This window comes from Nocardia sp. NPDC055321 (assembly GCF_053645575.1).
Map to the genome: position 1 here is coordinate 158,156 of NZ_JBSHMS010000018.1, position 23,726 is coordinate 181,881.

Sequence of the window (23,726 nt, forward strand, 5' to 3'; positions counted from 1 at the left end):
CTACCCCGTGAACGTGATGGCCGAGTTGAATCCCCACAGCGCGAGCGAGAGCACCATGTCCAGGGCGATGATCGCCACCGAACTCGCGCGCACCGCTTTACCCGAGGCGATGCCCACACCCTCGGGACCGCCGGTGGCGAAGAACCCGTAGTAGCAGTGGATCAGGATCACGACGACGGCGAAGATGGCCACCTTCACCACCGCCGCGATCACATCGAAGCCGGAGACGAACTGGAAGAAGTAATGGTCGTACACGCCCGCCGACGACCCGTGCACGAGCGTGATGAGCCCGCGGCAGGACAGGTACGACAGGATGAGCGCGATGAGGAAGGTCGGCACGATGGCGACCGCGCCCGCCAGCACGCGGGTGGTCACCACGAACGGCACCGAGCGCAGGCCCAGCGATTCGATCGCGTCGATCTCCTCGGAGATGCGCATCGAGCCGATCTCGGCGGTCATGCGGCAGCCCGCCTGCGCGGCGAACCCGATGGCGGCGGCGATGGGCGCGAGTTCGCGCGTGGTGGCGTAGGCCGAGACCAGGCCGGTCACCGGGCCCATGCCGAGCATGTCCAGGGTCGCGAAGGATTCCACGGCCACCGAGGCGCCCATGACCATGCCGAGCACGATCATCATCGGCACGGTCCCGCCGCCGACGATGATCGAGCCGCGGCCCCAGGTCATGTTGGTGATGGCCCGCATGGTCTCGTCGCGATACCGCTTCAGCGTCAACGGAATCGACGAAAGCACCTGCCAGACGAAGGCGAGCACGAAGCCCAGGCCCTCGACGCGGCGCAGCAGCAGTCCCCGGCGGTGGTAGAAGCGCGCGGCCCAGTGCAGTCCCTTCGGGACGTAGGTCGCGGACATCAGGCCAGCCTCGTGGGCAGGAACATGGCGGTGATCTGCGTGGCGACCAGGTTCACGGTCACGATGGAGACCACCGAGAGCACGACGGCGGCGTTCACCGCGTCGGCGACCCCGCGCGGGCCGCCCTTGGCCTCGAGCCCGCGCTGGCAGGCGATGATCACCACGATGAAGCCGAAGATGACGGCCTTGAACAGCGAGATCCATACGTCGGCGGTGGTGGTGAAGGAGCCGAAGGTGGCCCAGTAGCTACCCGGGGTCACGTTCTGCCCGCCGATGGCGACCACGTACCCGGCCAGCACGCCGACGAAGATGATGAGCACGTTCAGCAGCGGCGCGACCACCAGCATGGCCACCATGCGCGGGATGACCAGGCGATGAATCGGGCTGATGCCCATGGTGTTCAGCGCGTCGATCTCCTCGCGGATGGTCCGCGCCCCGAGATCCGCGGCCAGGGCCGCCGCGCCCGCGCCGCCCAGCAGGAAGCCGGTGGCCAGGGGCGCGCCCTGCTTGATGACCCCGAGGCCGCCGGTCGCGCCGAGCAGCGAGTCCGCGCCCAGGGTGTGGATGAGGTTGCCCACCTGTACCGAGACGATCACGCCGAACGGGATCGCCATCAGGATGGCCGGAATCGCGGTGACCGTGACCAGCCGCCACGCCTGCAGGATGGCTTCCTTCCACTGGAACTTCCCGCGCGCGATATCGCTGAAGGTGCCGGTCACCGCTTCCTGGGCGATGCCCGCGGCCCGGCCGAAGGTGCGCAGCGACGCGACCGCGGTTCCGGAGAAGTTGTCGCGCACGATGCGAGCGGCGGAGGTCTTGCGTACGCGCTCGCCCGGCAGGGTCCGGGTCATCCTCGGACCGAAGTTCTCGAAGACCCCGCGGAACGGTGCGGGACTGCTGCGGCGAGACGTCGGAGCCGACGCCGGGTGACGAGGTTCAAATCTTCTTCTCCGTGATCGGCAACACTGCCTGCCATCAAAGCTAATGGTTACGCCCGGTTACAACAAATCGGCTCGAGGTGTGATGCAGACCTCTAAGTTACCGACCAGTACCCCTGGCTACATTCCCGCTCAGTGGACATTTCCGTGATGTGACCTGGGATTCTGCAACGTGTTATCAGACCGGAATGGCTATGAACGGGGTGCGGAACGCCCGCGGGGCGAACTCCCCGCGCACCCGCTTCGGGGCGTCCGGCCATACCAAACCGCGAAAGTAGTGAACTGGCAGCTATCCAGAATCGGGCCGCCCGATCGGGCGCGGGCAGCGCGCGGTTCACACCGAACCCGCGCGGTTCACAGAGGGAACGCGTCGACCGCCCGAACGCGTGAGACCTACTCGCCGGACCTGTCGACCGGCCGCAACTCGCCGCGATTCGTGTTCTCGCGGTACGCCGTTCGGCCGAGCAGATGGCCGATCACCGGCGCGGTGAGCATGGTGAAGGGGATGACCAGGATGATCATCCACATGTCGCGATTGTCGCGAATCTCGATCGCGGTGCCGGACAGCACCAGCACCAGACCCACGACCTGCGGCTTACTGGCCGCGTGCATGCGCATGAGGGAGTCGGGAAAGCGGACGATGCCGATCGCCGCGGTCAGCGCGAGCACCGAACCCGACAGGATCAGGATCGCCGAGAGCCAGGTCAGCAGGGTCGTCATCGGTCGTCACGCACCCGGAAACGCGTGACCGCCGCCGAACCGAGGAAGCCGACCAGGGACAGGGCGACGATCGCGGGCACCACGGTGGTGTTGCGGCTGAACGCCGCGTAGGTCGCCAGCCCGCAGGACGCGATGGCCATGAGCGAGTCGATGCCCAGCACCCGGTCCAGGGTCGAGGGACCCGCCAGAATGCGGTAGCTGGTGATGACGGCCGCGGCGACGAGTAACACCGCGGCAATGACAGCGACTACGGGTGCCATCGGATCACTTCCTCACCGGTCGGGGAATCGGGCGCTCGAACGAGGCGATGAGCATCTGTTCGACCCGCAGCGCCTGGGTGTAGAAGCTGCGCACCGTCGCCGGACTGACGTCCAGGACATGGACCTCGGCGACGCACGCCTTACGATCCAGTTCCAGCACCATCGTGCCGGGAATCAGGTTCATGACATCGGCCCACAGCACCAGCACCAGGTCCGAGTCGGTGGTCAGGCCGATCCGCAGCACGCCGGAAACCGGTGGCGGCGAAGGCCGGATCGCGTACCAGGCCACCTGCACGCTGGACAGCAGCGCGTAATACGTACTGACGGCGATCAATTCGATCAGCGGCAGCAGGCGCAGCCGTCCCGAGACCGGCAGTCGCGGCAGCGGCAGCCCGTAGACGATCACGAAGCCGATCACCAGTCCCGCAAGGAGATTGGCGACGGTCAGATCGCCCCACAGCGCCGTGTAGACCACCGCGAGCCAGCCGATCAGGCCGATCCGGATGACGCTCGAACTATCGATCCGCATCGGCGTCACCTCCCAGCACCGCCGTGATGTAGACCGCGGGATCGTGCAGATCGGAGGCGGCGCGATCGGCGATGCCGAGGATCGGGCCGGCGAAGATCGTCAGGCTCAGGCTCACCGCGACCAGCGCACCGGTCGACAACACCATCAGCGCCGGAATCCGGCCGGGGTCCACGCGGTCGTCCCAGCTGACGTCGGTGCTGTCCTCGATGAGCGTGGGTGTCCCGGCCGCCGCGAGATGACCCTCCGGGGCCTGGGATCGCGGGCGCCAGAACGCCTTCGACCACATGCGCGCGACCACGTAGAGCGTGAGCAGGCTGGTGACCACCGAACCGCCGACCAGCACCCAGGCCAGCACGCTGCCGTCCAGCACACCCGCGCGCAGCAGCGCGACCTTGCCGATGAAGCCCGAGAAGGGCGGAATGCCACCGAGATTGAGCGCCGGGATCAGGAACAGCACGGCCAGCACCGGGCTCGCCGCGGCCAGTCCGCCGAGCCGGCGCAGCGAGGTGGAACCGCCCTGCCGCTCGATCAGGCCGGCCACCAGGAACAGGGCCGTCTGCACCAGAATGTGGTGCGCGACGTAGTAGACCGCGCCGGCCAGACCGGCCTGCGAGGTCAGCCCGATACCGAAGACCATGTAGCCGATATGGCTGACCAGCGTGAAGGACAGCACGCGGCGAATGTCGTTCTGCGCGATGGCGCCCAGGATGCCGACGAGCATGGTGAGCAGACCGCTCACCATGAGCAGCGCGTTCAGCCCGCCGTCGGGGAACCACAGCGTGTAGGTGCGGATGATCGCGTAGACGCCGACCTTCGTGAGGAGCCCGGCGAACACGGCGGTCACCGGCGCGGGCGCGGTCGGGTAGGAGTCCGGCAGCCAGTTCGACAGCGGGAAGATCGCGGCCTTGACGCCGAAGGCCACCAGCAGCACCGCGAAGGCCGCGGTGCGAATGCCCTCGGGCACCACGCCCGTGCGCTCGGCGATCTGCGCCATGTTCAGCGTGCCGACCGTCGCGTAGATGAGCGCGATGCCGATCAGGAAGATCAGCGAGGACAGCATGGACACGAGCACGTAGGTGACGCCCGCGCGAATGCGCTCGGTGGTCGCGCCCACGGTGAGCAGCACGTAGGAGGCGGCCAGCAGAATCTCGAAGCCGACGTACAGGTTGAACAGGTCGCCGGCCAGGAAGGCGCCCGAGATGCCCGCCGTCAGAATGAGATACGTGGGCCGGTAGATCGAGGTGGGCTGATCGTCACCGCTGTCGCGCAGGCGCTGGCCGGAGCCGTACAGCGAGACCGACAGCAGCACGATCGCCGAGACCAGCAGCATGGCCGCCGATAGTCGATCCACCACGAGCGTGATGCCGATCGGGAAGTCCCAGCCGCCGACCTGCAGGGCGACGGTGCCGTGCTGATCGGCGAGCATCAGCAGCAGCGCGCTGATGACGACCTGGGCGGTCAGGGCCGAGAGCATCACGGCGCGTTGCAGATTGGGCATGCGGCCGAAGACCAGGGTGGCGGCCGCGGCGAGCAGCGGCACCAGCACCGGGAGCGGCGCCAGCACGCGGATGAGGTCCGGTGACACGGTCAATCTTCCGGGTCCTCTCCCTCGCGCCGGGCGGCGACCTCGGCGTCGGCCTCGTCGACCTGGACGTCATCGGTCGTGGTGAGCATGTACGCGCGATAGGACAGCGCGAGCACGAACGCCGCCAGGCCCATGGTGATGACGATCGAGGTGAGCACCATGGCCTGGGCCAGCGGATCGGCCATCTCGGTGTCGGTGGCATCGGTGTAGCCGCGGATGGGCGGAGCGCCGTCCGGCCCGCCGACCGCCAGCAGCAGCAGGTTCACCGCGTTGCCGACCAGGATCATGCCCAGCAGCATCTTGGAGATGGCGCGTTCCAGGATGAGGTAGACCCCGCAGGCGGTCAGTACGCCGATCAGGATCAGCAGGGTCAGGTTGGCGCTCATCGGATTCGACCGCTCATGCTCGGGCACCTTCCTGCGCCGTCTCGGTGTCGTCGTCGGTCGTGTCGCCGAGCTCGATGTCCAGACGCGCGCCCAGGCTGCGCAGTACATCGAGCACCAGACCGACGACGATCAGATAGACGCCGAGATCGAAGAACAGCGCGGTCACCAATTTGATCTGCCCGAACACCGGCAGGGTGAACTCGATGATCGCCGAGGACAGCGGCGGCGCGCCCAGCAGCAGCGAGGTGGTGGCGGTGCCCGCCGCGAGGGTCAGGCCCGCGCCGAGCAGATGCCCGGCGTCCACCGGCAGGGCCTCTCCCAGCTCGTAGCGGCCGCCGGCCAGATACCGCAGGGTCAGCGCCAAGCCGGCGATGAGTCCGCCCGCGAAGCCGCCGCCGGGCGCGTTGTGCCCGGCGAAGAAGAAGTAGACCGACAGCACCATGATGGTCGGGAACACCAGGCGGGTGGTGAGCTGCAGGACCATGGACCGCTTCTCGCGGGCCACGAGCCGGCCGGCGGGCAGCCAGCTCGGCAGATCCGGGTTGTAGTCGGGCGAGTCCGCGGCGCGGGGGGCGGCGCCGTAGCGGCGATTGCGGAAGACCAGGGAGGCCACGCCGGTCGCGGCCACGATCAGCACCGAGACCTCGCCGAGGGTGTCCCACGCGCGAATGTCGACCAGCAGCACGTTGACCGCGTTCTTGCCGCCGCCGCCCTCGTAGGCGGCGGCCGGGATCAGATGCCAGATCGGCTCGGCCGTGCGCGCCGCGATGGCGAAACCCGCCAGCACCGCGACGGTGGCGCCCACGCCCGCCGCGAGCAGCGCCCGGCGCACCTTGAAACTCGCGGTGCGGCTGTCCTCGATCTCGGCGGGGAACGCCCGCAGCACCAGGACGAAGACCACCAGGGTGAGGGTTTCCACCAGGCCCTGGGTGAGCGCGAGGTCGGGTGCGCCGTGCAGGGCGAACAGCACGCCCGAGCCGTAGCCGGTGACGCCGACGACGAGCACGCTGGCGAGCCTGTTGCGCAGCATCGTCGCGCTGATCGCCATGGCCGCCATGATCGCGCCGATGGCCGGTTGCAGCGGCGAATCCCACAGGCGCAGTTCGACTCCCGTGCGCGTGCCGGTCGCCAGGATCACCGCGGGCAGCACCACCATGGTGCCGAGGATGGTGGCCTGGCTCAGCGGCAGCGAACCGCGCTGCACCGATCCGGTCATACGCAGCGAGAGCCGGTCCATGCCGCGCAGGGTGGCGTCGTAGACGCGGTCGGCGTTGCCGAGCAGCGAGCGGGTGGACTCACCGCCGCGGCCGAAGTAGACGAACACCGCGACACCGGCGGCGATGATGCCCGCGGTGAGCGCGAGCGGCACGGTGAAGCCGTGCCAGAGGGCGAGGTGCTCGGGCTCGTGACCGGACAGGGTCTCCGCGTAGGGCCGGATGAGCCCGTCGATCCAGGGCGCCACGAGGCCGCCGAGCAGACCTGCGACCGCGGTCACGGCGGCCGGGGCGAGGAAGAGCGCGCCCGGGCGGTGCCAGTCGGCGAACTCGACGTCCGCGGCGCTCGGCTTGTCGGCGAAGGCGCCCCAGACGAAGCGCGCGCTGTAGGCGACGGTCAGGGTCGAGCCCGCTACCACACCGGCGCACAACAGGATTCGGCTGACATCGGTGAGATTCCCGGCGTCCAGGATCGCGCCGAGCGCGGCTTCCTTGCCGACGAATCCGAGCAGGACCGGGATACCGGCCATGCTCAGCGCGGCCAGGGCCGCCACGCCGAGCAGCGCCGGTTCGCGGCGGCCGATGCCGGTCAGTCGCCGCAGGTCCCGGGTGCCCGCGCTGTGATCGATGATGCCGACCACCATGAACAGGCACGCCTTGAACAGCGAATGCGCCACCACCAGCGTCATACCGGCCAGCGCCGCGCCGGGGGTGCCGATGCCGACCAGCAGCACCAGGAATCCGAGTTGGCTGACCGTGCCGAAGGCGAGCACCAGTTTCAGGTCGGTGACCTGGAGTGCTCGAATTCCGGCCAGCACCATGGTCGTCACGCCCAGCCCGAGCACCAGCGGATGCCACAGCGGTGACTCGGAGAAGACCGGGGCCAGCCGGGCCACCAGGTAGACACCGGCCTTCACCATGGCGGCGGCGTGCAGGTAGGCGCTCACGGGGGTCGGCGCGGCCATGGCGCCGGGCAGCCAGAAGTGCAGCGGGATCAGCGCGGACTTGCTCAGCGCGCCCACCAGCACCAGCACGACCGCGGCATCGACCGCGGTGCCGGTGGGCATCTCGGGCGCGGCGAGCAGATCCGAGAGCAGGTAGCTGCCGTAGGCCTCGCCCAGGATGACGATGCCGACCAGCATCGCCAGCCCGCCCGCACCCGTCACCAGCAGCGCCTGGATGGCGGCGCGCCGGCTGTCCGGGCGGTCGGCGTAGTGCCCGACCAGCAGGAACGACAGCACCGTCGTCAGTTCCCAGAAGGTGAAGAGCAGCAGCATGTTGTCGCTGGTCACCAGGCCGAACATGACGCACGCGAAGGCGGTGAGCAGACCCGCGAACACCCCCAGACGGGGTTCGTCGTTCTCGAAGTATCTGGCGCAGTAGGCCAGGATCAGCGCGCCCACGCCGAGCACCAGACTGGCCATGATCGCGGCGAGCGAATCGAAGCGGAGATCGATGTTCATGCCGATCTCGGGCGCCCACTCGATCCGAACCTGTTGCGTGGAGCCCCAATTCGCGATGACCCAGCCCAAACCCGCGGCGGGGACGAGGGCCAGACCGAAGAAGGCGTCGCGACCGAAGACCCGGACGCACCACGGCGCAGCCAAGGCGGCGAACGCGAGTGCGAGCAGGACTGGCAGCAAATCGGCTCCGATGGTCGGCGGGACGTCGACGGGAAGTCGAGAGGATCCTATCCAAATTCGGACATCGCCCGGCAATCGTGCTGGTGAGGAGCCCTGGCGCGTCGCCGATCGCCGGGGCCCGGCGACACCCCGGCCCACCTGTGCGAACGCCGGGTGCGCCCGGTGCCCGGCACCGGGCGCGTCACTGTGGGCAACATCATGGCGGCGTGCCGTCGCGTCGATCGGCCCGGCCGGACGCCTAGGCTTTTCGCGTGACCGATACGACCGATTCGGACGGGCAGGTTCATCCGCACGAGCCCCATTCGACCGAGGGGCTGGCCACCCGGCTGAACTGGCTGCGGGCCGGGGTGCTCGGGGCCAACGACGGCATCGTCTCCACCGCCGGGCTGGTGGTGGGCGTCGCCGCGGCGAACACCGGAACCTCCGCGATTCTCACCGCGGGCATCGCCGGACTCAGCGCGGGCGCGATCTCGATGGCGGCCGGTGAGTACGTCTCGGTGAGCACCCAGCGCGACAGTGAACGCGCGCTGCTCTCGAAGGAGCGGCGCGAACTCGCCGAATCACCGGACTACGAACTCGCCGAACTGGCGCAGATCTACCAGGGCAAGGGCCTGTCCCCCGAGACCGCGCGCCGGGTGGCCGCCGAGCTCACCGAGCACGACGCCTTCCGCGCGCACGCCGAAGCCGAATTGGGTTTGGATCCGACCGAACTCACCAACCCGTGGCACGCGGCGCTGTCCTCCGCGGTGGCCTTCACCCTCGGCGCGCTGCTCCCCCTCCTCGCGATCCTGCTCCCGCCGGTGTCGTACCGGATCCCGGTGACCTTCGTGGCGGTTCTCGTCGCCCTGGCCGTCACCGGGACGGTGAGCGCCCGCCTGGGTCGCAGCGATCCGCGGCGTGCGGTGCTGCGCGTGGTGGTCGGCGGCGCGCTGGCCATGGCCGTGACGTACGGCATCGGACAGATCGCCGACGTCTCGGGGATCTAGACGCAGCCGGCGGGCTGCGCCGAAATCAGGGCAGCGGCAACAGGATCGGCGGATCCACCGGGTGCGGCGTAGCGGGTTCCACGGGCGTGGGCTCGTCGAGGGGTGGCAGCACGCCGGCCTCGGCGGCCTCTCCCATGGGTGGGAGCGGCACGCCGTCCAGGGGCGGCGGGGCGGGGATCGGCGGCACGCCGTCGACCGGCGGCACCGCTTCGATGGGCGGTACACCGGCCACCGGCGGTACGCCGGCAACGGGTGGCACACCATCCACCGGCGGGATGCCGGCGACGGGCGGGACCCCGACCATCGTCGGCACCCCGGCGACGGGGGCCTGGGGCACCCGAATCACCAACGCGGGGGCGGTGTTCCGGGGCGGGGCGACCGTCGGGGTCGACTCGGCCGCGCCGGTGTCGCCGGAGCGGGTGAGCAGCACGCCCGCGCCGATCGCCAGCACCATCAGGCCGGAGGCCAGGGCCACCGTGCCCAGTGCCCGGGGATCGATGTCGCCCTCGTCGGCCGGCGTCGATTCGTGAACGCTACCGAGCATGGCGGTCTACCTCCTACGGGGCGGGCGGCGGGGGCGGTGGCGGGGGCAGCAGGAACGGCAGGATCGGGGCGAGGATGTCCGGAACCACCGGGGGCGGCGGCGGGGGCGGGGGTTCCGGCGGCGGCGCGGGCTCGGGCGGCGGGGCCTCGGCCGGGGCGGGCGGAATGTACTGCTGTTCGGGTTCGGGAGCGGGCGGCGGCGCTTCCACCGGCGGGGGCGGCTCCGGCGCGGGCGGCGGCGGAGGCGGGGGCTCGGGCGCGGGAGCGGGCGGTGGCACGGAATCGACCGGCTGGGTGGTCGAGGACTTGGATCCGGGGGTGGTCGTGGACGATTCGGCCCCGCCGGGAGAACCCCCGAGCCCGGCGCGCAGGCCGCCGCCGACCAGCAGACAGGCGATGCCGATGGCGAGCGCGCCCATGACGATCACCGCCCGCACCGACATCTCCCCCGGCTCGGTGACGCCGGGGGTGCCGTCGTTGTTCGGTCTCGCAGGGGGTTTCTCCTGCATGGTGCTCGGTGCCACCGCGGAACTCCTTCGTTCGAGCAGCGCTGCCGCCGATCCGAAAAGCTCGTACTTCTCCGCACCGTACACAGGTTTGCCGAAAACCTGAATGCGCTCGACGGGCACGAAATATTCCAGCTCAATATCTATTGAGCAGCATTGCCGAAAGTTCGCCGATGATCGTGCCCCGGTCAGTCGACGGTGATGACCACCTTGCCGAACGGGTCCTGGCCGGCGAAGTAGCGGTACGCGTCGATCGCCTCGTCGAACGGGAAGACGCGGTCGACGACCGGGCGCAGGCGGTGCGCGGCGACGGCCGCGTTCATGGCCTCGTGGTCGGCGCGGCTGCCCACGGCGATGCGGCGCACCGACAGGAACTTGCCGCCGAGCGGGTCGGCCGGTTCGGTGCCCGGCGGCGCGGGAAACGCGCCGATCAGGGTCACCTGCGCGTTGTAGGCCGCTGCCGCAAGGGATTTCGGCAGGGTGAGCAGACCGACCGCGTCCACCACGTGCTCCACCCCGTCGCCACCCGTGTGGTCCAGGACCACCTGCTCCCAGGCCGGGGTGACGGAACGATCGACGACCTCGTCGGCACCGAGCGCACGCAGCCGAGCCGCCTTGGCACCGGAGGACGTGATCGAAATGACCCGCGCGCCCAGCAGTTTCGCGAACTGGACGGCGAACAGCCCCACCGGTCCGGTGCCGACGGTCAGCACCGTCTCCCCCGGCCCCACCGGCACCGGCTTGGTCAGCGCCGACCAGGCGACCAGACCGGCACAGGTCATGGCGGCGGCCTCCACATCGGTCAGATGCGCGGGCACGTGCACGACCGAATCCTCTTCGAGCACAATGTAATCCGCCAGCCAGCCCGCGTTGTTGGCGCCGTACTGCTGATAGGCGAGGGCGAGTGTCTGCGGGCCGTCGTTCCAGGCGACGAAGTAGGTACCCGAGACGCGATCCCCGAGCGCGGCCCGGCGCACCCCCGCGCCCACGGCGACCACCTCGCCGACGCCGTCGACCAGCGGCACGATGCCCGGGGTCAGCGGAACCGGATAGGAACCCTCGAGCAGCATGAGATCGCGGCGATTGAGCGAGGTGGCGCGGACCCGGACCACGACCTGCCCCGGGCCGGGACGCGGCACCGGCCGGGTGCCGAGCACGAGGCCGTCCAGGCCGCGCAGCGGTTCCGCCCGGTAGGCCCGGGCCTCGTTCGAGTCGGTTGCCGGAAGCACCTCCGCCGCAAGGGAAGTGCCGACATCGGGAGTGCGTTGATCGAGTTCGTTGCTCATGGCACCGAGTGTGTGCGGCGCCCGGGCGCCGCCGCGATTCCCCGGAGGGAATGATCCGGGGGCAGCAGCCGTCATTCCCTCCGGGGAATCGCGGCGCGGCGCGACCGCGCACACAGTGGAGGGATGACGATCATGGCGGTGGCGGCGAGCCCCTTCGCACAGCAACTACGCCGGTGGCGGTCGCTGCGCCGGATCAGCCAGCTCGACCTCGCGATCCGGGCCGAGACCAGTCAGCGGTACCTGAGCTTCCTGGAGCAGGGCCGCTCGCATCCGGGGCGGACCATGGTGGTGCGCCTGGCGGAATCGCTCGGCCTGACCCTGCGCGAGCGCAACACCCTGTTGCTGGCCGCCGGCTATGCCCCGGCCTTCCCCGAATCCGCTTTGGACGCACCGGAACTCGGCGCGATACGGGAGGCCGTCGAGACCATCCTGCACGGGCACCTGCCCTACCCGGCGGTCGTCACCCGCCCGTACGGGGTGCTGGTGGCCGCCAATGCCGCGTTCGAGCTGCTGACCGCGGGCTGCGCGCCCGACCTGCTGACCGCGCCGGTGAACGTCCTGCGCCTGGCCCTGCATCCGGCGGGTCTCGCGCCCCGGGTGCTGAATCTGCCCGAATGGGGCAGGCACATCGTCGACAGCCTGCGCAATCGCGCCGCGCACAGTCCGGATCCGGAGCTGGACGCGCTCATCGCCGAACTGACCGGCTATCTGCCGCCGGCCGATCCCGGCCCGAACCATCTCGGATTCGCCGTGCCGCTACGGCTGCGGCACGACGACGCCGAACTGCGGCTGATCACCACCCTGACCTCGTTCGCCACCGCGACCGACATCACCCTGGCCGAGTTGCACCTGGAGGCGTTCCTGCCCGCCGACCGGCCCACCGCCGACCTGCTGCGGGCGCGGTTCGCCCGGGATTGAGCAGCATCGCCCCCGAGCCCGGCGCACATGCCGCCGGGCCGTCGGTCCACCCCTTGCTCCCGAATACTCGTAGACGTATATTCGTAGACGAGTAAGGAGGCGCGCGGATGGCCCGCAAACGCAAGGTCGGCAATCTCATGGCCCTGGCCGTACTCTCGGTGCTCGCCACCGGGGACATGCACCGCTACGAGATCGCTGCCCGATTGCGGGCGTGGGGCAAGGACCGCGACATGGGCGTCAAATGGGGCTCGCTCTACACCGTGGTGGACAACCTCACCAAGCACGGCTTCCTGGAGATCGCGGGCAGCGAGCGCGACGGCGCGCGCCCCGAGCGCACCATCTACCGCATCACCGGCGCCGGTCGCGCCGAACTCGCCGACTGGGCACGGGAACTCATCTCCACCCCCATGCCCGAACAGCGGCCCTTCATGGCGGGCCTGTCGGTGCTCGCGGCGCTGCCCCCGGACGATGTCGTGGAGTTGCTCGGAACGCGAATCACCGCGCTGGAGCGCACGATCGCCGAGCAGCGCGCCCAATTGTCCACGCTGGAAGGCACTTTGCCGCGCCTGTTCCTCATCGAGGACGAGTACGAACTGGCCATGCTGGAGGCCGAGGCGCACTGGGCGCGCACGACGCGCGACGCCCTCGCCGATGGCACCTTCCCGGAGATCGGGACGTGGCGCGAGTGGCATCGAGCCGGGGCAACCCCGGCCGAGGTCGTCATCGAGGTGGAGGGAGGAACGCCCGGGGCGCAGCCGCCGGATACGAATTCTCGATAGACCGGGCCCCGGCGAGCGTGCTGCAACACGACCGCCGAGACCCGGATGTGCACAGTCCCGAACCTCGTTCGTGCAGGCGAACTCGGCTCCGAGTTTGGCAACTACAGGATAACTGGCTTCGCCGCGCGCGCGGGGATTCGGGTAAACGATCTTCTTCGATACCCAGGGAGAAAACCCATGTCCCTCATCAACTCTGCCCGCGTGCGCTCCGCCATGGTCATCGGCGGCGGCATCTCCGGTCCGGTGACCGCGGCCGCCCTGCACCGCGCGGGCATCGACACCCGGGTGTACGAGGCCTATCCCGGCCCCGCCCACAGCATCGGCTCCAACCTGGCGCTGGCGCCGAACGGCCTGGCGGCCCTCGACGTCATCGGCGTCGGCGACGCGATTCGCGCCGTGGCCGCGCCGTTCAGCGCCCAGGCCGCCGCCATCGGCGCCAAACACGTCGACCTGCCCCGGCTCGACGGGGTGGAACCGCTGCGCCTGGTCGACCGGCCGGACCTGCACCGGGTCCTGCACGAGCACGCCGTCGCCCAGGGCGTCGTGATCGAGTACGGGCGGCGGCTGATCGGGGTGGACGAGCGCGCCGACGGCGTCACCGCGCGGTTCGCCGACGGCTCCACCGCCACCGCCGACGTGCTGATCGGCGCCGACGGCATTCATTCGGCCACGCGGACGCTGGTCGACCCGCAGGCCCCCGGACCGACCTACCTGCGCATGCTCGGCTTCGGCGCGTACACCACCTGCGACCTCGAATTGCCGCCGGAGAGTATGACTTTCGCCTTCGGGCGGCGGGCCTACTACCTGTACGGCTCCATGCCGGACGGGCGGGTGATGTGGGGCGCGAACCTGCCGCACGAGCGCAAGCTCTCGCTCACCGAGGCGCGAGCGATCCCGGCCGAGCGGTGGCTGGAGATCCTGCGCGAGACCTACGCCCAGGACAACCCGGGCGCGGAACTGGTACGCCGGACCCGGCCGGAGGACCTCGAGGTGGTCGGCGGGCTGTACATCATGCCGCGGGTGCCGAACTGGTGGCGCGGGCGGATGGTCCTCACCGGCGACGCGGTGCACGCACCGTCCAACAGTTCCGGACAGGGTGCGTCGCTGGCTATCGAGAGCGGTATCGAGCTGGCGCGCTGCCTGCGCGACATCGGTGATCCGGCAGCGGCTTTCGCCGCCTACGAGGCCCTGCGCCGGCCCCGGGTGGAAGCGGTCGCGGCCCGGGTGGCGCGCACCAACAGCACCAAGGCCGCCGGTCCGGTCGCGCGCCGGATGATGTCCGCGCTGATGCCGGTGATGTTCCGGATGATGAACCCGGAGAAGGTGTTCGGGGCCGAGCAGCGCTTCCGGATCGACTGGGATGCCCCGGTGCGGCCCGAGCGCCTCGGCGTCTAGCCGCCCCGGCGATCCGATGCGTTCCGAGCGGGCCGGGGACCATCCCGGCCGCTCGGAACGCCCGAGATGGGCTGTCCGCCCGGCGTTCCGCGAGCCGCTGTCTCAGCGGCGGGCGGGCAGCGCGTCCGGGCGGTCCGCCTCGTCGAGCAGCTTGCCGGCGATGTTCTCCAGCGCCTGATCGAGCAGCGCGCGGTCCTTCGGATCGGTGAGATCCCAGTCCTCCAACTGGGTTTCGAGCCACCGCTTCCAGGCCGCGCGCACCCGGTCCACCTCGCGCAGCCCGCGGTCGGTGAGTTCGAGGTCGTTCCCGTCCCGCCGCAGCAGACCCTCGCGTTCGGCCTTGGCGTACACCGGCTCCACGAGTTCGGCGGGCACCCAGTGCGTGCGGGCGATGTCGCCGACGGTCGCCGCGCCGCGCAGCTTCTGATAGATCCGCACCTGGCCCAGCGCCCACGCCTCGTCCCGGCTGAGCGAACTGCCCGCGGCGGCCAGGATGCCCGGATCCGGGACGGCGTTGTCGCGAAGTTTGCGCAGCACCTGCGCCACCGCGCGCTCCAACTGCACCGCGCGGTCGCCGGAGTCGGGCACCGCGAAGCCCTCGCCCACGTCCCCGGCCTCACCGCGCGCGCTGTCGCGCAGCGGCACCTCCTTGAGCAGCCAGGCCACCAGGAAGCCGAGCACCGCGACGGGCACGACCCACCGGAAGACGTAGTCGATGGAGGTGGCGTAGGCGTCGATGATCGGCAGCGCCTGATCGCGCGGCAGCTGCCGCAGCGCCTCCGGATTCTGCGCGACCTCCGGCGGCACCTTCGACTCGGCAACCGCCGCACCGAGATTCGGGCCGATCTGGTTGGAGTACAGGGTGCCGAACACGGTGGTGCCGAAGGCGCTGCCGATGGTCCGGAAGAAGGTCACCCCCGAGGTCGCGGTGCCGAGATCGGCGTACGGCACGCTGTTCTGCACCGCGATGGTGAGCACCTGCATGGCCAGGCCGATGCCCAGACCGAGGATCAGCATGTACAGCGACTGCAGCCAGACCGAGGTGTTCGCGTCCATGGTCGACATCAGGAACAGGCCCACGGCCATGACGGCGGTCCCGGCGATCGGGAAATACCGGTAGCGCCCGGTCCTGCCGACCACCGTGCCGGACAGGATCGAGGTGAAGAACAACCCGACCACCAGCGGCAGCGTGCGCACGCCCGACACGGTGGCCGAGACGCCCATGACGTACTGCAGGAACGCCGGCAGGTAGGTCATCGCGCCGAGCATGGCGAAGCCGACGATGAAGCTCAGGATGGAGCAGACGGTGAAGACGTTGCTGCGGAACAGATGCATGGGGAGCATGGGTTCCGCGGCCCGCAGTTCCACCCGCACGAACAGCACCGTGAGGATGGCCGAGGCCGCGAACAATCCCAGGATCACCGGCGAGCCCCACGCGTATTCCTGTCCGCCCCATTCCAATCCGAGGATGAGGCAGGTGACCGCGACCGCGATGAGCGCGATGCCCAGGTAGTCGACCAGCGGCTTGACCGCGTTCTTGACCACTGGGATCGTGCGGGCCGCGACCAGGATCATGATGATCGCCAGCGGCACGTTCACGTAGAAGCACCAGCGCCAGCTCAGATGGTCGGTGAACAGCCCGCCCAGCGTCGGGCCGATGACCGTGGTGATGCCGAAGACCGCGCCGAGGCCGCCCTGGTATTTGCCGCGCTCGCGCAGCGGGATCACGTCGGCGATCAGGGCCATCGAGGTGACCATGAGCCCGCCCGCGCCCAGACCCTGGATGGCCCGGGCCACGATGAGCAGTGTCATGTCGCCGGACATGCCCGCGATGATCGAGCCGATGATGAAGATGGCGCCGCTGGCCTGGAAGACGAGTTTGCGGCCGAACAGGTCGCCGAACTTGCCGGCCAGCGCGGTGGCGATAGCCTCGGCCACCAGGTACGCGGTCACCACCCAGGCCATGTGCCCGGCCCCGCCGAGGTCGGCGACGATGGTCGGCAACGCGGTGGCGACGATGGTGGAGTCCAGCGCCGCCATGAGCATGCCCAGCACCACGGTCCCGAAGATGATGTCGATACGGGCCTTGCTCAGCGGCTGAGGTGGTGACGGGAGGGTTGCGGCTGCGCTGGCACCGGTCATCGGCCCAGTATGTTGCGCTCACCAGCCCCGATAGGGCAACGACACGGCAAACGAGACCGATCGGTTGCATCGTGCGCGCGGTCCCGAACCCGCGCGCGGCCGCCGCACACGGATCCGCCCGAGCCGGTCAGCCGAGTCGCACCGCGTACCGCCCCAGCGCCGGTTCCAGGGTGTCGAACGCGGTCGCGATGTAGCGCAGCAGCGCGGCGGCGATGACATCGTTCGATTCGCCCGCGACCGAACGGCGCAGGGTCTCCTCGAAGAGCGCGCGATGCACCGATCCGAGCAGCGCCGCCGCGGCGCGCGGGGTGAAATCGTCTGCGCCGGAGCCGGTTTCGTCGGTCAGCACGACCGCGAGCCGATTCTCGCGCTCCTCGTGGAACTCCCGTAACCGGGCCAGCAACGCGGGACTGCTCACCAGCAGACGGGCGAATTCGGGCCCGGAGAAGCCGACGACGGGATTCCGGTCGCGCGCCGCCGTCTCGTACGCCCGCCGCAGCGCGTGCAGCGCCGACGCGCCCGGCTCCCGGTCACGAACGACGGCCGCGAGCCCGCCGACGTACTCCTCGGCCAGATCCAGAACCAGGTCCTCCTTGCGGGGGAAGTAGTTGGTGACCGTCATCTTGGCGACGTCGGCGGCGGCGGCGATGTCCGCGATCGTGACGGCGTCGTACCCGCGCTCGAGGAAGAGCGCGGTGGCCGTGGCGGAGATGTTCTCCCTGGTCTGCTGCTTCTTCCGGGCGCGCAACCCGTCCGGGCGAGCGGCGGGATCGGCGGTCTGTCGGCTCATGGATCGAGCATAACTTATCTCGTCATAAATTCATGGTTGACATATTTTTGTGTTCGACCTATCTTTGTCTTCGTCGCCGGAGACGGCGACGAGACCGAGGGAGCGCACATGACCGTCACCACCGCCGCCCGCACCACCGCCGGCAGCCCGGACACCGGCCGCATGACCCTCAGCGAGGACTCGATCAGGGACTACCTGCGCCGGATCGGCGGCACGCCGCTGCTCACCGCCGCGGACGAGTACGCCCTGGGCGAGCGCATCGAGGCCGGGGTGCTCGCCCGGCAGCGCCTGGCCGAAGCCGAGTGCGCGGGAATGGAATTCAGCGCGGCCGAGCGGCGGGAGCTGTTGCGCGCGATCACCGGCGGGCAGCAGGCGAAGGACCACATGGTGCGCGCCAACCTGCGCCTGGTGGTCTCGATCGCCAAGCGGTACCCGCCCGCCACCGGCATGTCCATGCTGGATCTGGTGCAGGAGGGGACGCTCGGGCTCATGCACGCCATCGACAAGTTCGAGCACCGGCGCGGGCTCAAGCTCTCGACCTACGCCACCTGGTGGATCAAACAGTCCATCGGCCGCGCGCTGGGCGAACGCGGCCGGGCCGTGCGCCTGCCCTCGCACGTGGTCGAGGTACTGAACCGGGTCCTGCGCACCGAGCGCGCACTGTCCCAGCGGCTGGGCCGCGCGGTCACCGCCGAGGAGCTGGCCGCCGAGCTGGAGCTGCCGGTCACCCAGGTCCGCGAACTGCTCGGCCATGCGCGCGAACCGATTTCGCTGCACACCCCGATCGGCGAGGACGACAACGCCGACCTGGGTTCACTGCTCGCCGATCCGGGCCCGGACCCCGCGGTGGCGGTCACCGACGGCGCGCTGGGCGGGCAACTGCGCCGGGTACTGGCCGGGCTGCCCGAACGTGAGGCGCAGGTGATCGCACTGCGCTATGGTCTCGACGGTGACGCCGAGCCGCGGACACTGGAAGAGGTCGGCCGGATCTTCGGCGTGTCCCGCGAGCGGGTGCGCCAGATCGAGGCCAAGGCCATGCAGAAGTTGCGCCAACCGGCCCGCACGCGGGCGCTCGAGGGCATGCTCGGTTGATGTGCCCGCTGTCTGAGTAGGCGGACTACCGCCCGAACTTACTCTGGAGTAAGGTCGGGGCAGCGAGTGCGACGGTGCACATCGAACGCCGAACCTGTGAGGTCAACAGCCATGGCATGGAAGCCAAGCCACATCTCGGATCAGTCCGGACGCACCTTCGTGATCACCGGCGCCAACGGCGGCATCGGTGAGCAGACCACCAAGGTCCTCGCGAGCAAGGGCGCGACGGTCATCATGGCCTGCCGCAATACCGCCAAGGCCCAGGAGGTGGCCGACGGCATCGAGGGTGACGTGCGGGTCGCCGCGCTGGATCTCGCCGACCTGGCCTCGGTGCGCGAATTCGCCGCCGGCACGGGCGAATTCGACGTGCTCATCAACAACGCCGGTCTGATGAACATCCCGTTCCGGCGCACCGCCGACGGCTTCGAAACCCAGTGGGGCGTCAATCATCTCGGCCACTACGCGCTGACCGGGCTGCTGCTGGACCGGATGCGCGACCGGGTGGTCACGCTGGCCTCCATCGCGCACCGCCAGACCCCCAAGCTCTGGATCGACGACCTCAACTACGAGAACCGCCGCTACCAGCGCAATCTGGCCTACGCCCAGTCCAAGCTGTCGAACCTCATGTTCGCCCGCGAGCTCCAGCGCCGCCTGGGCGAGGCCGGATCCGCCAAGCGCTCCTACGGCGTTCACCCCGGCGTCTCGGCGACCGACCTGTTCGCCCGCACCGAAACCCCGCTGGACAAGATCTCCAAGCCGTTCGTGCGGATCATCGGCCACTCCCCCGCCCGCGCCGCGCACTCCTCGCTGTTCGCGGCGACGGAACCCGACGCCGATCCCACGGTCTACTGGGGCCCCAACCGCCTGCGCGGCGCCCAGGGCCCGGTGGAGGCCGCCTCCTCCAGCAAGCTGTCCCAGAACCGCGAACTCTGGCGCCGCCTCTGGGAGGAGTCCGAACGCCTCACGGGCGTCACGTACAAGTTCTAGCGGGACAGCCCACCTACTACGGGAGCCGTAGTAGCCAGGTACCTTGGTGGGGTGTCCGCCGCTCCCCACCGCCGCCCGGCCCTGGTCGTCTTCGTGATCGTGGCATTCGCGGCCTGCCTCGCGCTGGGCTACTGGCAGTGGACGCGGTACGAATCCGGCAGCGGCACCGGCCAGAATCTGGGCTACGCGCTGCAGTGGCCGCTGTTCGCGGGGTTCGTCATCTTCGCCTACGTGCGTTTCGTCCGGCTGGAGAAGGCCGCGCGCGACGAGGTCGACCGGGAGGCCGCGCCGGACGCCGCCGCGGCGCCGGACGCCGACAGCGCACCGCGCCCGCAGCGGGTCAAGCCGGCCGCACCGCGCGAGATCCCCGCCGGGCTGCTGCCCGAGCGGCCGAAGGCCGCCGTCGACGCCGACGAGCAGACCACCGAATACAACAGGTACCTGGCCGAATTGCACGCCGGCGACATGGATCAGCGGATTCAGGACGCGGGACTGGGCAACAACACCGAGAGGAGCGCCGGGTGACCACCCGCGACGAATCCGCCGTGAACACGGACGCTACGACCCCCGCCCGGCCGGCCGGCGCCGCCCCGACCGAGAAGATCCGCGGCGCCCTGCTGCGCTACCGGATCCTGGCCTGGATCACCGGTCTGTGGCTGCTGGTGCTGTCCGGCGAGATGGTCTACAAGTACCTGCTGCTCGAGGACAAGAACACCGCGCCGGAGTGGTTCTTCTACATCGCCCAGGCGCACGGCGTGTTCTACATGATCTACCTGGTCTTCACCGTCGACCTCGGCATCAAGGCGCGCTGGGAGCCGGTCACCACGGCCCTGACCTGCCTGGCCGGCACCGTCCCGTTCCTGTCGTTCTGGTTCGAGCACAAGCGCACCCTGGAAGTCCGCCGGACCTTCGGGCTCTGACGGCCCGTCCGGCGCGAGCGGCCGCCCGCTTCCCCGTACATCGACAGAGCGCTCCCGGCCGATCCGGCCGGGAGCGCTCTGTCTGTATGTCAGGGAGCCGAATTCAGTTGCCGGCCAAAGCCTTCAGCGCGGGAAGCAACTGCTTCAGCGCGCGCCCGCGATGGGACACCGCGTCCTTCTCCGCCGGGGAGAGCTGGGCGGCGGAGACCGTGCCACCCTCGGGCACGAAGAGCGGGTCGTAGCCGAACCCGCCGTCGCCCACCGGCTTTCGCGCGATGACACCGGGCCATTCGCCGCGCACCACCGTTTCCACGCCGTCCGCGACCAGGGCGCAGGTGGAGACGAAATGCGCGGTCCGCCGCTCGTCGGGGACGTCGCCGATCTGGGCGAGCAGCAGCGCGTTGTTGGCCGCGTCGTCGCCGTGCGTGCCGGACCAGCGGGCCGACAGCACACCGGGCATGCCGTTCAGGGCGTCCACCGCGATACCGGAATCGTCCGCGACACAGGCCAATCCGGTCGCCGCGAACCCGTCGCGGGCCTTGGCCAGGGAGTTCTCCTCGAAGGTCGCCCCGGTTTCCGGCGCCTCCTCGTATTCGGGGACGTCGTTCAGACCGACGATCTCCAGGCCCGCGATCCCGGCGTCGTCGAGAATGCGGCGCAATTCGTTGAGCTTCTTGGCATTACGGCTGGCGACCAGCACGCGGCGCGTCATCAGGACTTCTTCTTCCCCGTCTCGGACGGCTCGGGCAGCACCCCCGGATACGGGAGCGCGAGGGCTTGCTTCTGCACCTGGAACAGCTGCTCACACCCGGCCAGCGCGGAATCCAGCAGCCGGTCCAGGGTGGAGCGCGGGAAGGTGGCGCCCTCGCCGGTGCCCTGGATCTCGACCAGGGTGCCGGTGTCGGTGGCGACCACGTTCATGTCGACCTCGGCGCGCGAATCCTCCTCGTACGGCAGGTCCAGGCGCACCCGGCCGTCGACCACGCCGACGCTCACCGCGGCGATCGCGCAGGAGATCGGCTGCGGATCGGTGAGCTGCCCGGCCGCGGCCAGGTAGGTGATGGCGTCCGAGAGCGCCACGTACGCGCCGGTGATGGCGGCGGTGCGGGTGCCGCCGTCGGCCTGCAGCACGTCGCAGTCCACGGCGATGGTGTTCTCACCGATGGTGGACAGGTCGATGCACGCGCGCAGCGACCGGCCGATGAGCCGGGAGATCTCCTGGGTGCGGCCACCCACCCTGCCCTTCACCGACTCACGCCCGGAACGGGTGTGGGTAGCAGCGGGCAACATCGCGTATTCCGCGGTCAGCCAGCCCATTCCGGAATCGCGACGCCACCCGGGCACGCCCTCGGTGACACTCGCGGTGCACATGACCCGGGTCCCGCCGAACTCCACCAGCACCGAACCCGCCGGATGCGTGGTGAATCCCCGGGTGATCTTCACGTCGCGGAGTTCGTCATCCGCCCTACCATCGGCTCGTTTCGACACAGCCTCACCCTAGCCGGGCCGATACCGCAAGCTGTTCCGCCTCCCCGGATATTCAGCGCACGGCCTGGGAGCCGTTGGCAGTTTCGCACGCGTAGTGCGGTCGAGTGCGTCGCCCGTTGTGGGCGTACCCCGGGAGTTACCCCGACACGCACGAAATCAGATGTCGAAGGTCTCTCCCGGGGACACCGCGTGCACGGGACCCTTGAACACCGCCTTGGCCTCGGCGATGACGTCCTCGCGGGAGGTCCACGGCGGGATGTGGGTGAGCAGGAGTTCGCCGACGCCGGCCTCGGCGGCGACCAGCCCCGCCTCGTGACCCGAAAGGTGAATGCCCGGGGGGCGATTCGCGGGGTCGTGGGTCCAGGAGGCCTCGGCCAGCAGGACGTCGGCGCCGCGGGCGAGTTCGAAGACGTCGTCGCAGATGGCGGTGTCGCCGGTGTAGACGAAGGTCTTGCCCGCGGCGGTCTTGATCCGCAGACCGTAGGACTCCGGCGGATGGAACATGCGGCGGGCCTCGATGACATGCCCGGGGCCGAAGGTGATCGGTTCGTTCGCGACCCAGGTGCGCATGTCGATGACGTCGGACCAGTCGTCGGTCTGGCCGCCGATCTCGGCGGAGGCGTTGCCGATCCGCAGGGAGGTGTCGGAGGGGCCGTAGACGATGGCCTTACCCGTGGGCGGATTCGGGTGGTACCGGCGCCAGACCAGCAGGCCCGGCAGATCCAGGCAGTGGTCGGCGTGCAGGTGGGTGAGGAAGATATCCACTTCGCCCGGGTCGAGGTAGCGCTGCAGCGCGCCCAGGACGCCGGGGCCGAAATCGATGACGGTGGGTGTCATATCCGGGCCGGTGAGCAGGTATCCCGAAGCCGGGGAATCCGGGCCGGACACGCTGCCCGAGCACCCGATCACGGTGAGGCGCATTCCCCCATGCTGCCACGCTGCTGTCTCACTCAAGGAGGGATCCCCCAAATCGCCGACCGGTGCCACCGTCACCCCTACGACGCGAGACGGCCGGCGTTAGCCCCTCGACGATGACGACGTTCATCCCCAGAGAGTACCCACCCCGCAACCAGACCACCCACCGCCCCGAAAAGATGTCCTTGCCAAGAGATTCCGTCCTGTCCCGGCAGCACACCCCACAGAATCGACCCATACAGCAACCCCACGAGGACGCCAATAGCGATCTGCGCCACATTCCGTGCGAACAGTCCCCGGGAGATCAGATAGGTGAGCCAGCCGAACACCAGGACCGAGGCCCCGACATGCACCGACCCGGTGGCGCCGGTCAGCCAGGTGCCGGTTTCGCCGATCACCCAGATGATCGCGGTGGCGGCCAGTCCGCGCGCGATCCCGGTCAGCAACGTCAGCAGGCCGAGGACCAGGACGGGCAGCGTGTTACCCATCAGGTGTTCCCAATTGGCATGCAGCACAGGGCCGAACAAGATCCCGTCGAGGCCGCCGACCCGCCGCGGCTCGACCCCGGCTTCCAGATCCAGCTTATGTCCGGTTACCGAATCGACGCCTTCCACGGCGTAGAGCAGCGCGGTGAACGCCAGGATTATCGCAATGGCCCGCTGCCACAACAGTTTCAGTGCCCCGCCGCCGCCCGTCGCCGAGCGCGGATCGGTCAGTTGTCCCCGCAGTCGCCCGATCCGATCCGGATCGAAAGACGCTCCGACGCCGCCACTCATAGCCAGACCTCCTAGGCCGCACTCTGCCCCGAGCGTACCGCCGGGCACGCCGGGCAACGCGCTA

25 protein-coding genes are annotated in these 23,726 nt (G+C 69.8%); 8 read left to right on the top strand and 17 right to left on the bottom strand.

The genetic code is table 11. The annotated features are described in order from the left end of the window. The 8 genes from ACWIGI_RS27870 to ACWIGI_RS27905 form a co-directional block, all read right to left on the bottom strand. The gene (locus tag ACWIGI_RS27870; RefSeq protein ID WP_454205449.1) at positions 1-864 is read right to left on the bottom strand and encodes an ABC transporter permease; all 864 of its coding nucleotides are present in this window, start codon (positions 862-864) and stop codon (positions 1-3) included. Then, complete coding sequence (locus tag ACWIGI_RS27875) at positions 864-1,715, bottom strand: ABC transporter permease (protein WP_454205450.1); 852 nt, start codon at positions 1,713-1,715, stop codon at positions 864-866. The genes ACWIGI_RS27870 and ACWIGI_RS27875 overlap by 1 nt, the downstream gene beginning before the upstream one ends. A 480-nt stretch (positions 1,716-2,195) precedes the next feature. Beyond that, a complete protein-coding gene (mnhG, locus tag ACWIGI_RS27880) occupies positions 2,196-2,522 on the bottom strand; it encodes a monovalent cation/H(+) antiporter subunit G (protein WP_454205451.1) in 327 nt (108 codons plus the stop codon). After that, complete coding sequence (locus ACWIGI_RS27885; protein WP_454205452.1) at positions 2,519-2,782, bottom strand: monovalent cation/H+ antiporter complex subunit F; 264 nt, start codon at positions 2,780-2,782, stop codon at positions 2,519-2,521. The genes mnhG and ACWIGI_RS27885 overlap by 4 nt, the downstream gene beginning before the upstream one ends. 4 nt (positions 2,783-2,786) lie before the next feature. Next, positions 2,787-3,311: a Na+/H+ antiporter subunit E gene (locus tag ACWIGI_RS27890; RefSeq protein WP_454205453.1), complete on the bottom strand. Its 525-nt coding sequence runs from the start codon at positions 3,309-3,311 to the stop codon at positions 2,787-2,789. Further along, positions 3,298-4,902, bottom strand: coding sequence for a Na+/H+ antiporter subunit D (locus tag ACWIGI_RS27895; protein ID WP_454205454.1), 1,605 nt, complete (start codon positions 4,900-4,902; stop codon positions 3,298-3,300). Before ACWIGI_RS27895 ends, ACWIGI_RS27890 begins: the two co-directional genes overlap by 14 nt. Then, entirely contained in the window at positions 4,899-5,282 is a 384-nt protein-coding gene (locus tag ACWIGI_RS27900; RefSeq protein WP_454205455.1) for a Na(+)/H(+) antiporter subunit C, read from the bottom strand. Before ACWIGI_RS27900 ends, ACWIGI_RS27895 begins: the two co-directional genes overlap by 4 nt. A 13-nt stretch (positions 5,283-5,295) precedes the next feature. Then, complete coding sequence (locus tag ACWIGI_RS27905; protein WP_454205456.1) at positions 5,296-8,139, bottom strand: Na+/H+ antiporter subunit A; 2,844 nt, start codon at positions 8,137-8,139, stop codon at positions 5,296-5,298. Positions 8,140-8,390: 251 nt separating this feature from the next. Between ACWIGI_RS27905 and ACWIGI_RS27910 the strand changes: the two genes are divergently transcribed. Next, positions 8,391-9,125 carry a VIT1/CCC1 transporter family protein gene (locus ACWIGI_RS27910; RefSeq protein ID WP_454205457.1) on the top strand — a complete coding sequence of 245 codons (735 nt, stop codon included), beginning with the start codon at positions 8,391-8,393 and terminating at the stop codon, positions 9,123-9,125. A gap of 25 nt (positions 9,126-9,150) precedes the next feature. On the opposite strand, the gene ACWIGI_RS27915 is transcribed toward ACWIGI_RS27910, so the two are convergent. The 3 genes from ACWIGI_RS27915 to ACWIGI_RS27925 form a co-directional block, all read right to left on the bottom strand. Continuing rightward, positions 9,151-9,669, bottom strand: coding sequence for a hypothetical protein (locus tag ACWIGI_RS27915; RefSeq protein WP_454205458.1), 519 nt, complete (start codon positions 9,667-9,669; stop codon positions 9,151-9,153). Between the two features lie 13 nt (positions 9,670-9,682). Continuing rightward, positions 9,683-10,297 carry a hypothetical protein gene (locus tag ACWIGI_RS27920; protein WP_454205459.1) on the bottom strand — a complete coding sequence of 205 codons (615 nt, stop codon included), beginning with the start codon at positions 10,295-10,297 and terminating at the stop codon, positions 9,683-9,685. 65 nt (positions 10,298-10,362) lie between these two features. Beyond that, a complete protein-coding gene (locus ACWIGI_RS27925; protein WP_454205460.1) occupies positions 10,363-11,460 on the bottom strand; it encodes a zinc-dependent alcohol dehydrogenase family protein in 1,098 nt (365 codons plus the stop codon). A 123-nt stretch (positions 11,461-11,583) separates the two neighbouring features. Here ACWIGI_RS27925 and ACWIGI_RS27930 point away from each other — a divergent pair, with 123 nt between their 5' ends. The 3 genes from ACWIGI_RS27930 to ACWIGI_RS27940 all read left to right on the top strand — a co-directional run bounded on the left by ACWIGI_RS27930 (position 11,584) and on the right by ACWIGI_RS27940 (position 14,552). Beyond that, a complete protein-coding gene (locus ACWIGI_RS27930; RefSeq protein WP_454205461.1) occupies positions 11,584-12,378 on the top strand; it encodes a helix-turn-helix domain-containing protein in 795 nt (264 codons plus the stop codon). Positions 12,379-12,485: 107 nt separating this feature from the next. Next, a complete protein-coding gene (locus tag ACWIGI_RS27935) occupies positions 12,486-13,157 on the top strand; it encodes a PadR family transcriptional regulator (RefSeq protein WP_454205462.1) in 672 nt (223 codons plus the stop codon). Positions 13,158-13,334: 177 nt separating this feature from the next. Then, positions 13,335-14,552, top strand: a complete 1,218-nt coding sequence (locus ACWIGI_RS27940; RefSeq protein ID WP_454205463.1) for an FAD-dependent oxidoreductase — start codon at positions 13,335-13,337, stop codon at positions 14,550-14,552. A gap of 102 nt (positions 14,553-14,654) precedes the next feature. Here the strand turns inward: ACWIGI_RS27940 and ACWIGI_RS27945 are convergent, their stop codons facing one another. Together ACWIGI_RS27945 and ACWIGI_RS27950 are read right to left on the bottom strand one after the other, a co-directional pair. Then, positions 14,655-16,694: a DHA2 family efflux MFS transporter permease subunit gene (locus ACWIGI_RS27945; protein ID WP_454205464.1), complete on the bottom strand. Its 2,040-nt coding sequence runs from the start codon at positions 16,692-16,694 to the stop codon at positions 14,655-14,657. Positions 16,695-16,821: 127 nt separating this feature from the next. Next, the gene (locus tag ACWIGI_RS27950; protein WP_454205465.1) at positions 16,822-17,484 is read right to left on the bottom strand and encodes a TetR/AcrR family transcriptional regulator; all 663 of its coding nucleotides are present in this window, start codon (positions 17,482-17,484) and stop codon (positions 16,822-16,824) included. A gap of 108 nt (positions 17,485-17,592) precedes the next feature. On the opposite strand from ACWIGI_RS27950, the gene ACWIGI_RS27955 reads away from it, so the two are divergent. From ACWIGI_RS27955 to ACWIGI_RS27970, 4 genes are all read left to right on the top strand, one after another. Then, a complete protein-coding gene (locus ACWIGI_RS27955; protein WP_454205466.1) occupies positions 17,593-18,576 on the top strand; it encodes a sigma-70 family RNA polymerase sigma factor in 984 nt (327 codons plus the stop codon). Positions 18,577-18,687: 111 nt separating this feature from the next. Continuing rightward, entirely contained in the window at positions 18,688-19,563 is an 876-nt protein-coding gene (locus tag ACWIGI_RS27960; protein WP_454205467.1) for an oxidoreductase, read from the top strand. 51 nt (positions 19,564-19,614) lie between these two features. Beyond that, on the top strand, positions 19,615-20,088 hold the full coding sequence (locus ACWIGI_RS27965; protein ID WP_454205468.1) for a transcriptional regulator: 474 nt from the start codon (positions 19,615-19,617) through the stop codon (positions 20,086-20,088). 20 nt (positions 20,089-20,108) lie between these two features. After that, positions 20,109-20,483, top strand: a complete 375-nt coding sequence (locus ACWIGI_RS27970) for a DUF3817 domain-containing protein (RefSeq protein WP_454205500.1) — start codon at positions 20,109-20,111, stop codon at positions 20,481-20,483. Between the two features lie 103 nt (positions 20,484-20,586). On the opposite strand, the gene rdgB is transcribed toward ACWIGI_RS27970, so the two are convergent. The 4 genes from rdgB to ACWIGI_RS27990 form a co-directional block, all read right to left on the bottom strand. Continuing rightward, the gene (gene rdgB / locus ACWIGI_RS27975; RefSeq protein ID WP_454205469.1) at positions 20,587-21,195 is read right to left on the bottom strand and encodes an RdgB/HAM1 family non-canonical purine NTP pyrophosphatase; all 609 of its coding nucleotides are present in this window, start codon (positions 21,193-21,195) and stop codon (positions 20,587-20,589) included. After that, positions 21,195-21,971, bottom strand: a complete 777-nt coding sequence (rph, locus tag ACWIGI_RS27980) for a ribonuclease PH (protein WP_454205470.1) — start codon at positions 21,969-21,971, stop codon at positions 21,195-21,197. Before rph ends, rdgB begins: the two co-directional genes overlap by 1 nt. Positions 21,972-22,127: 156 nt before the next feature. Beyond that, positions 22,128-22,892 (bottom strand): cyclic nucleotide-degrading phosphodiesterase, encoded by a 765-nt coding sequence (locus ACWIGI_RS27985; protein ID WP_454205471.1) that lies wholly within the window; start codon positions 22,890-22,892, stop codon positions 22,128-22,130. A gap of 74 nt (positions 22,893-22,966) precedes the next feature. Next, positions 22,967-23,668 (bottom strand): rhomboid family intramembrane serine protease, encoded by a 702-nt coding sequence (locus ACWIGI_RS27990; protein WP_454205501.1) that lies wholly within the window; start codon positions 23,666-23,668, stop codon positions 22,967-22,969. Positions 23,669-23,726 lie beyond the last annotated feature (58 nt).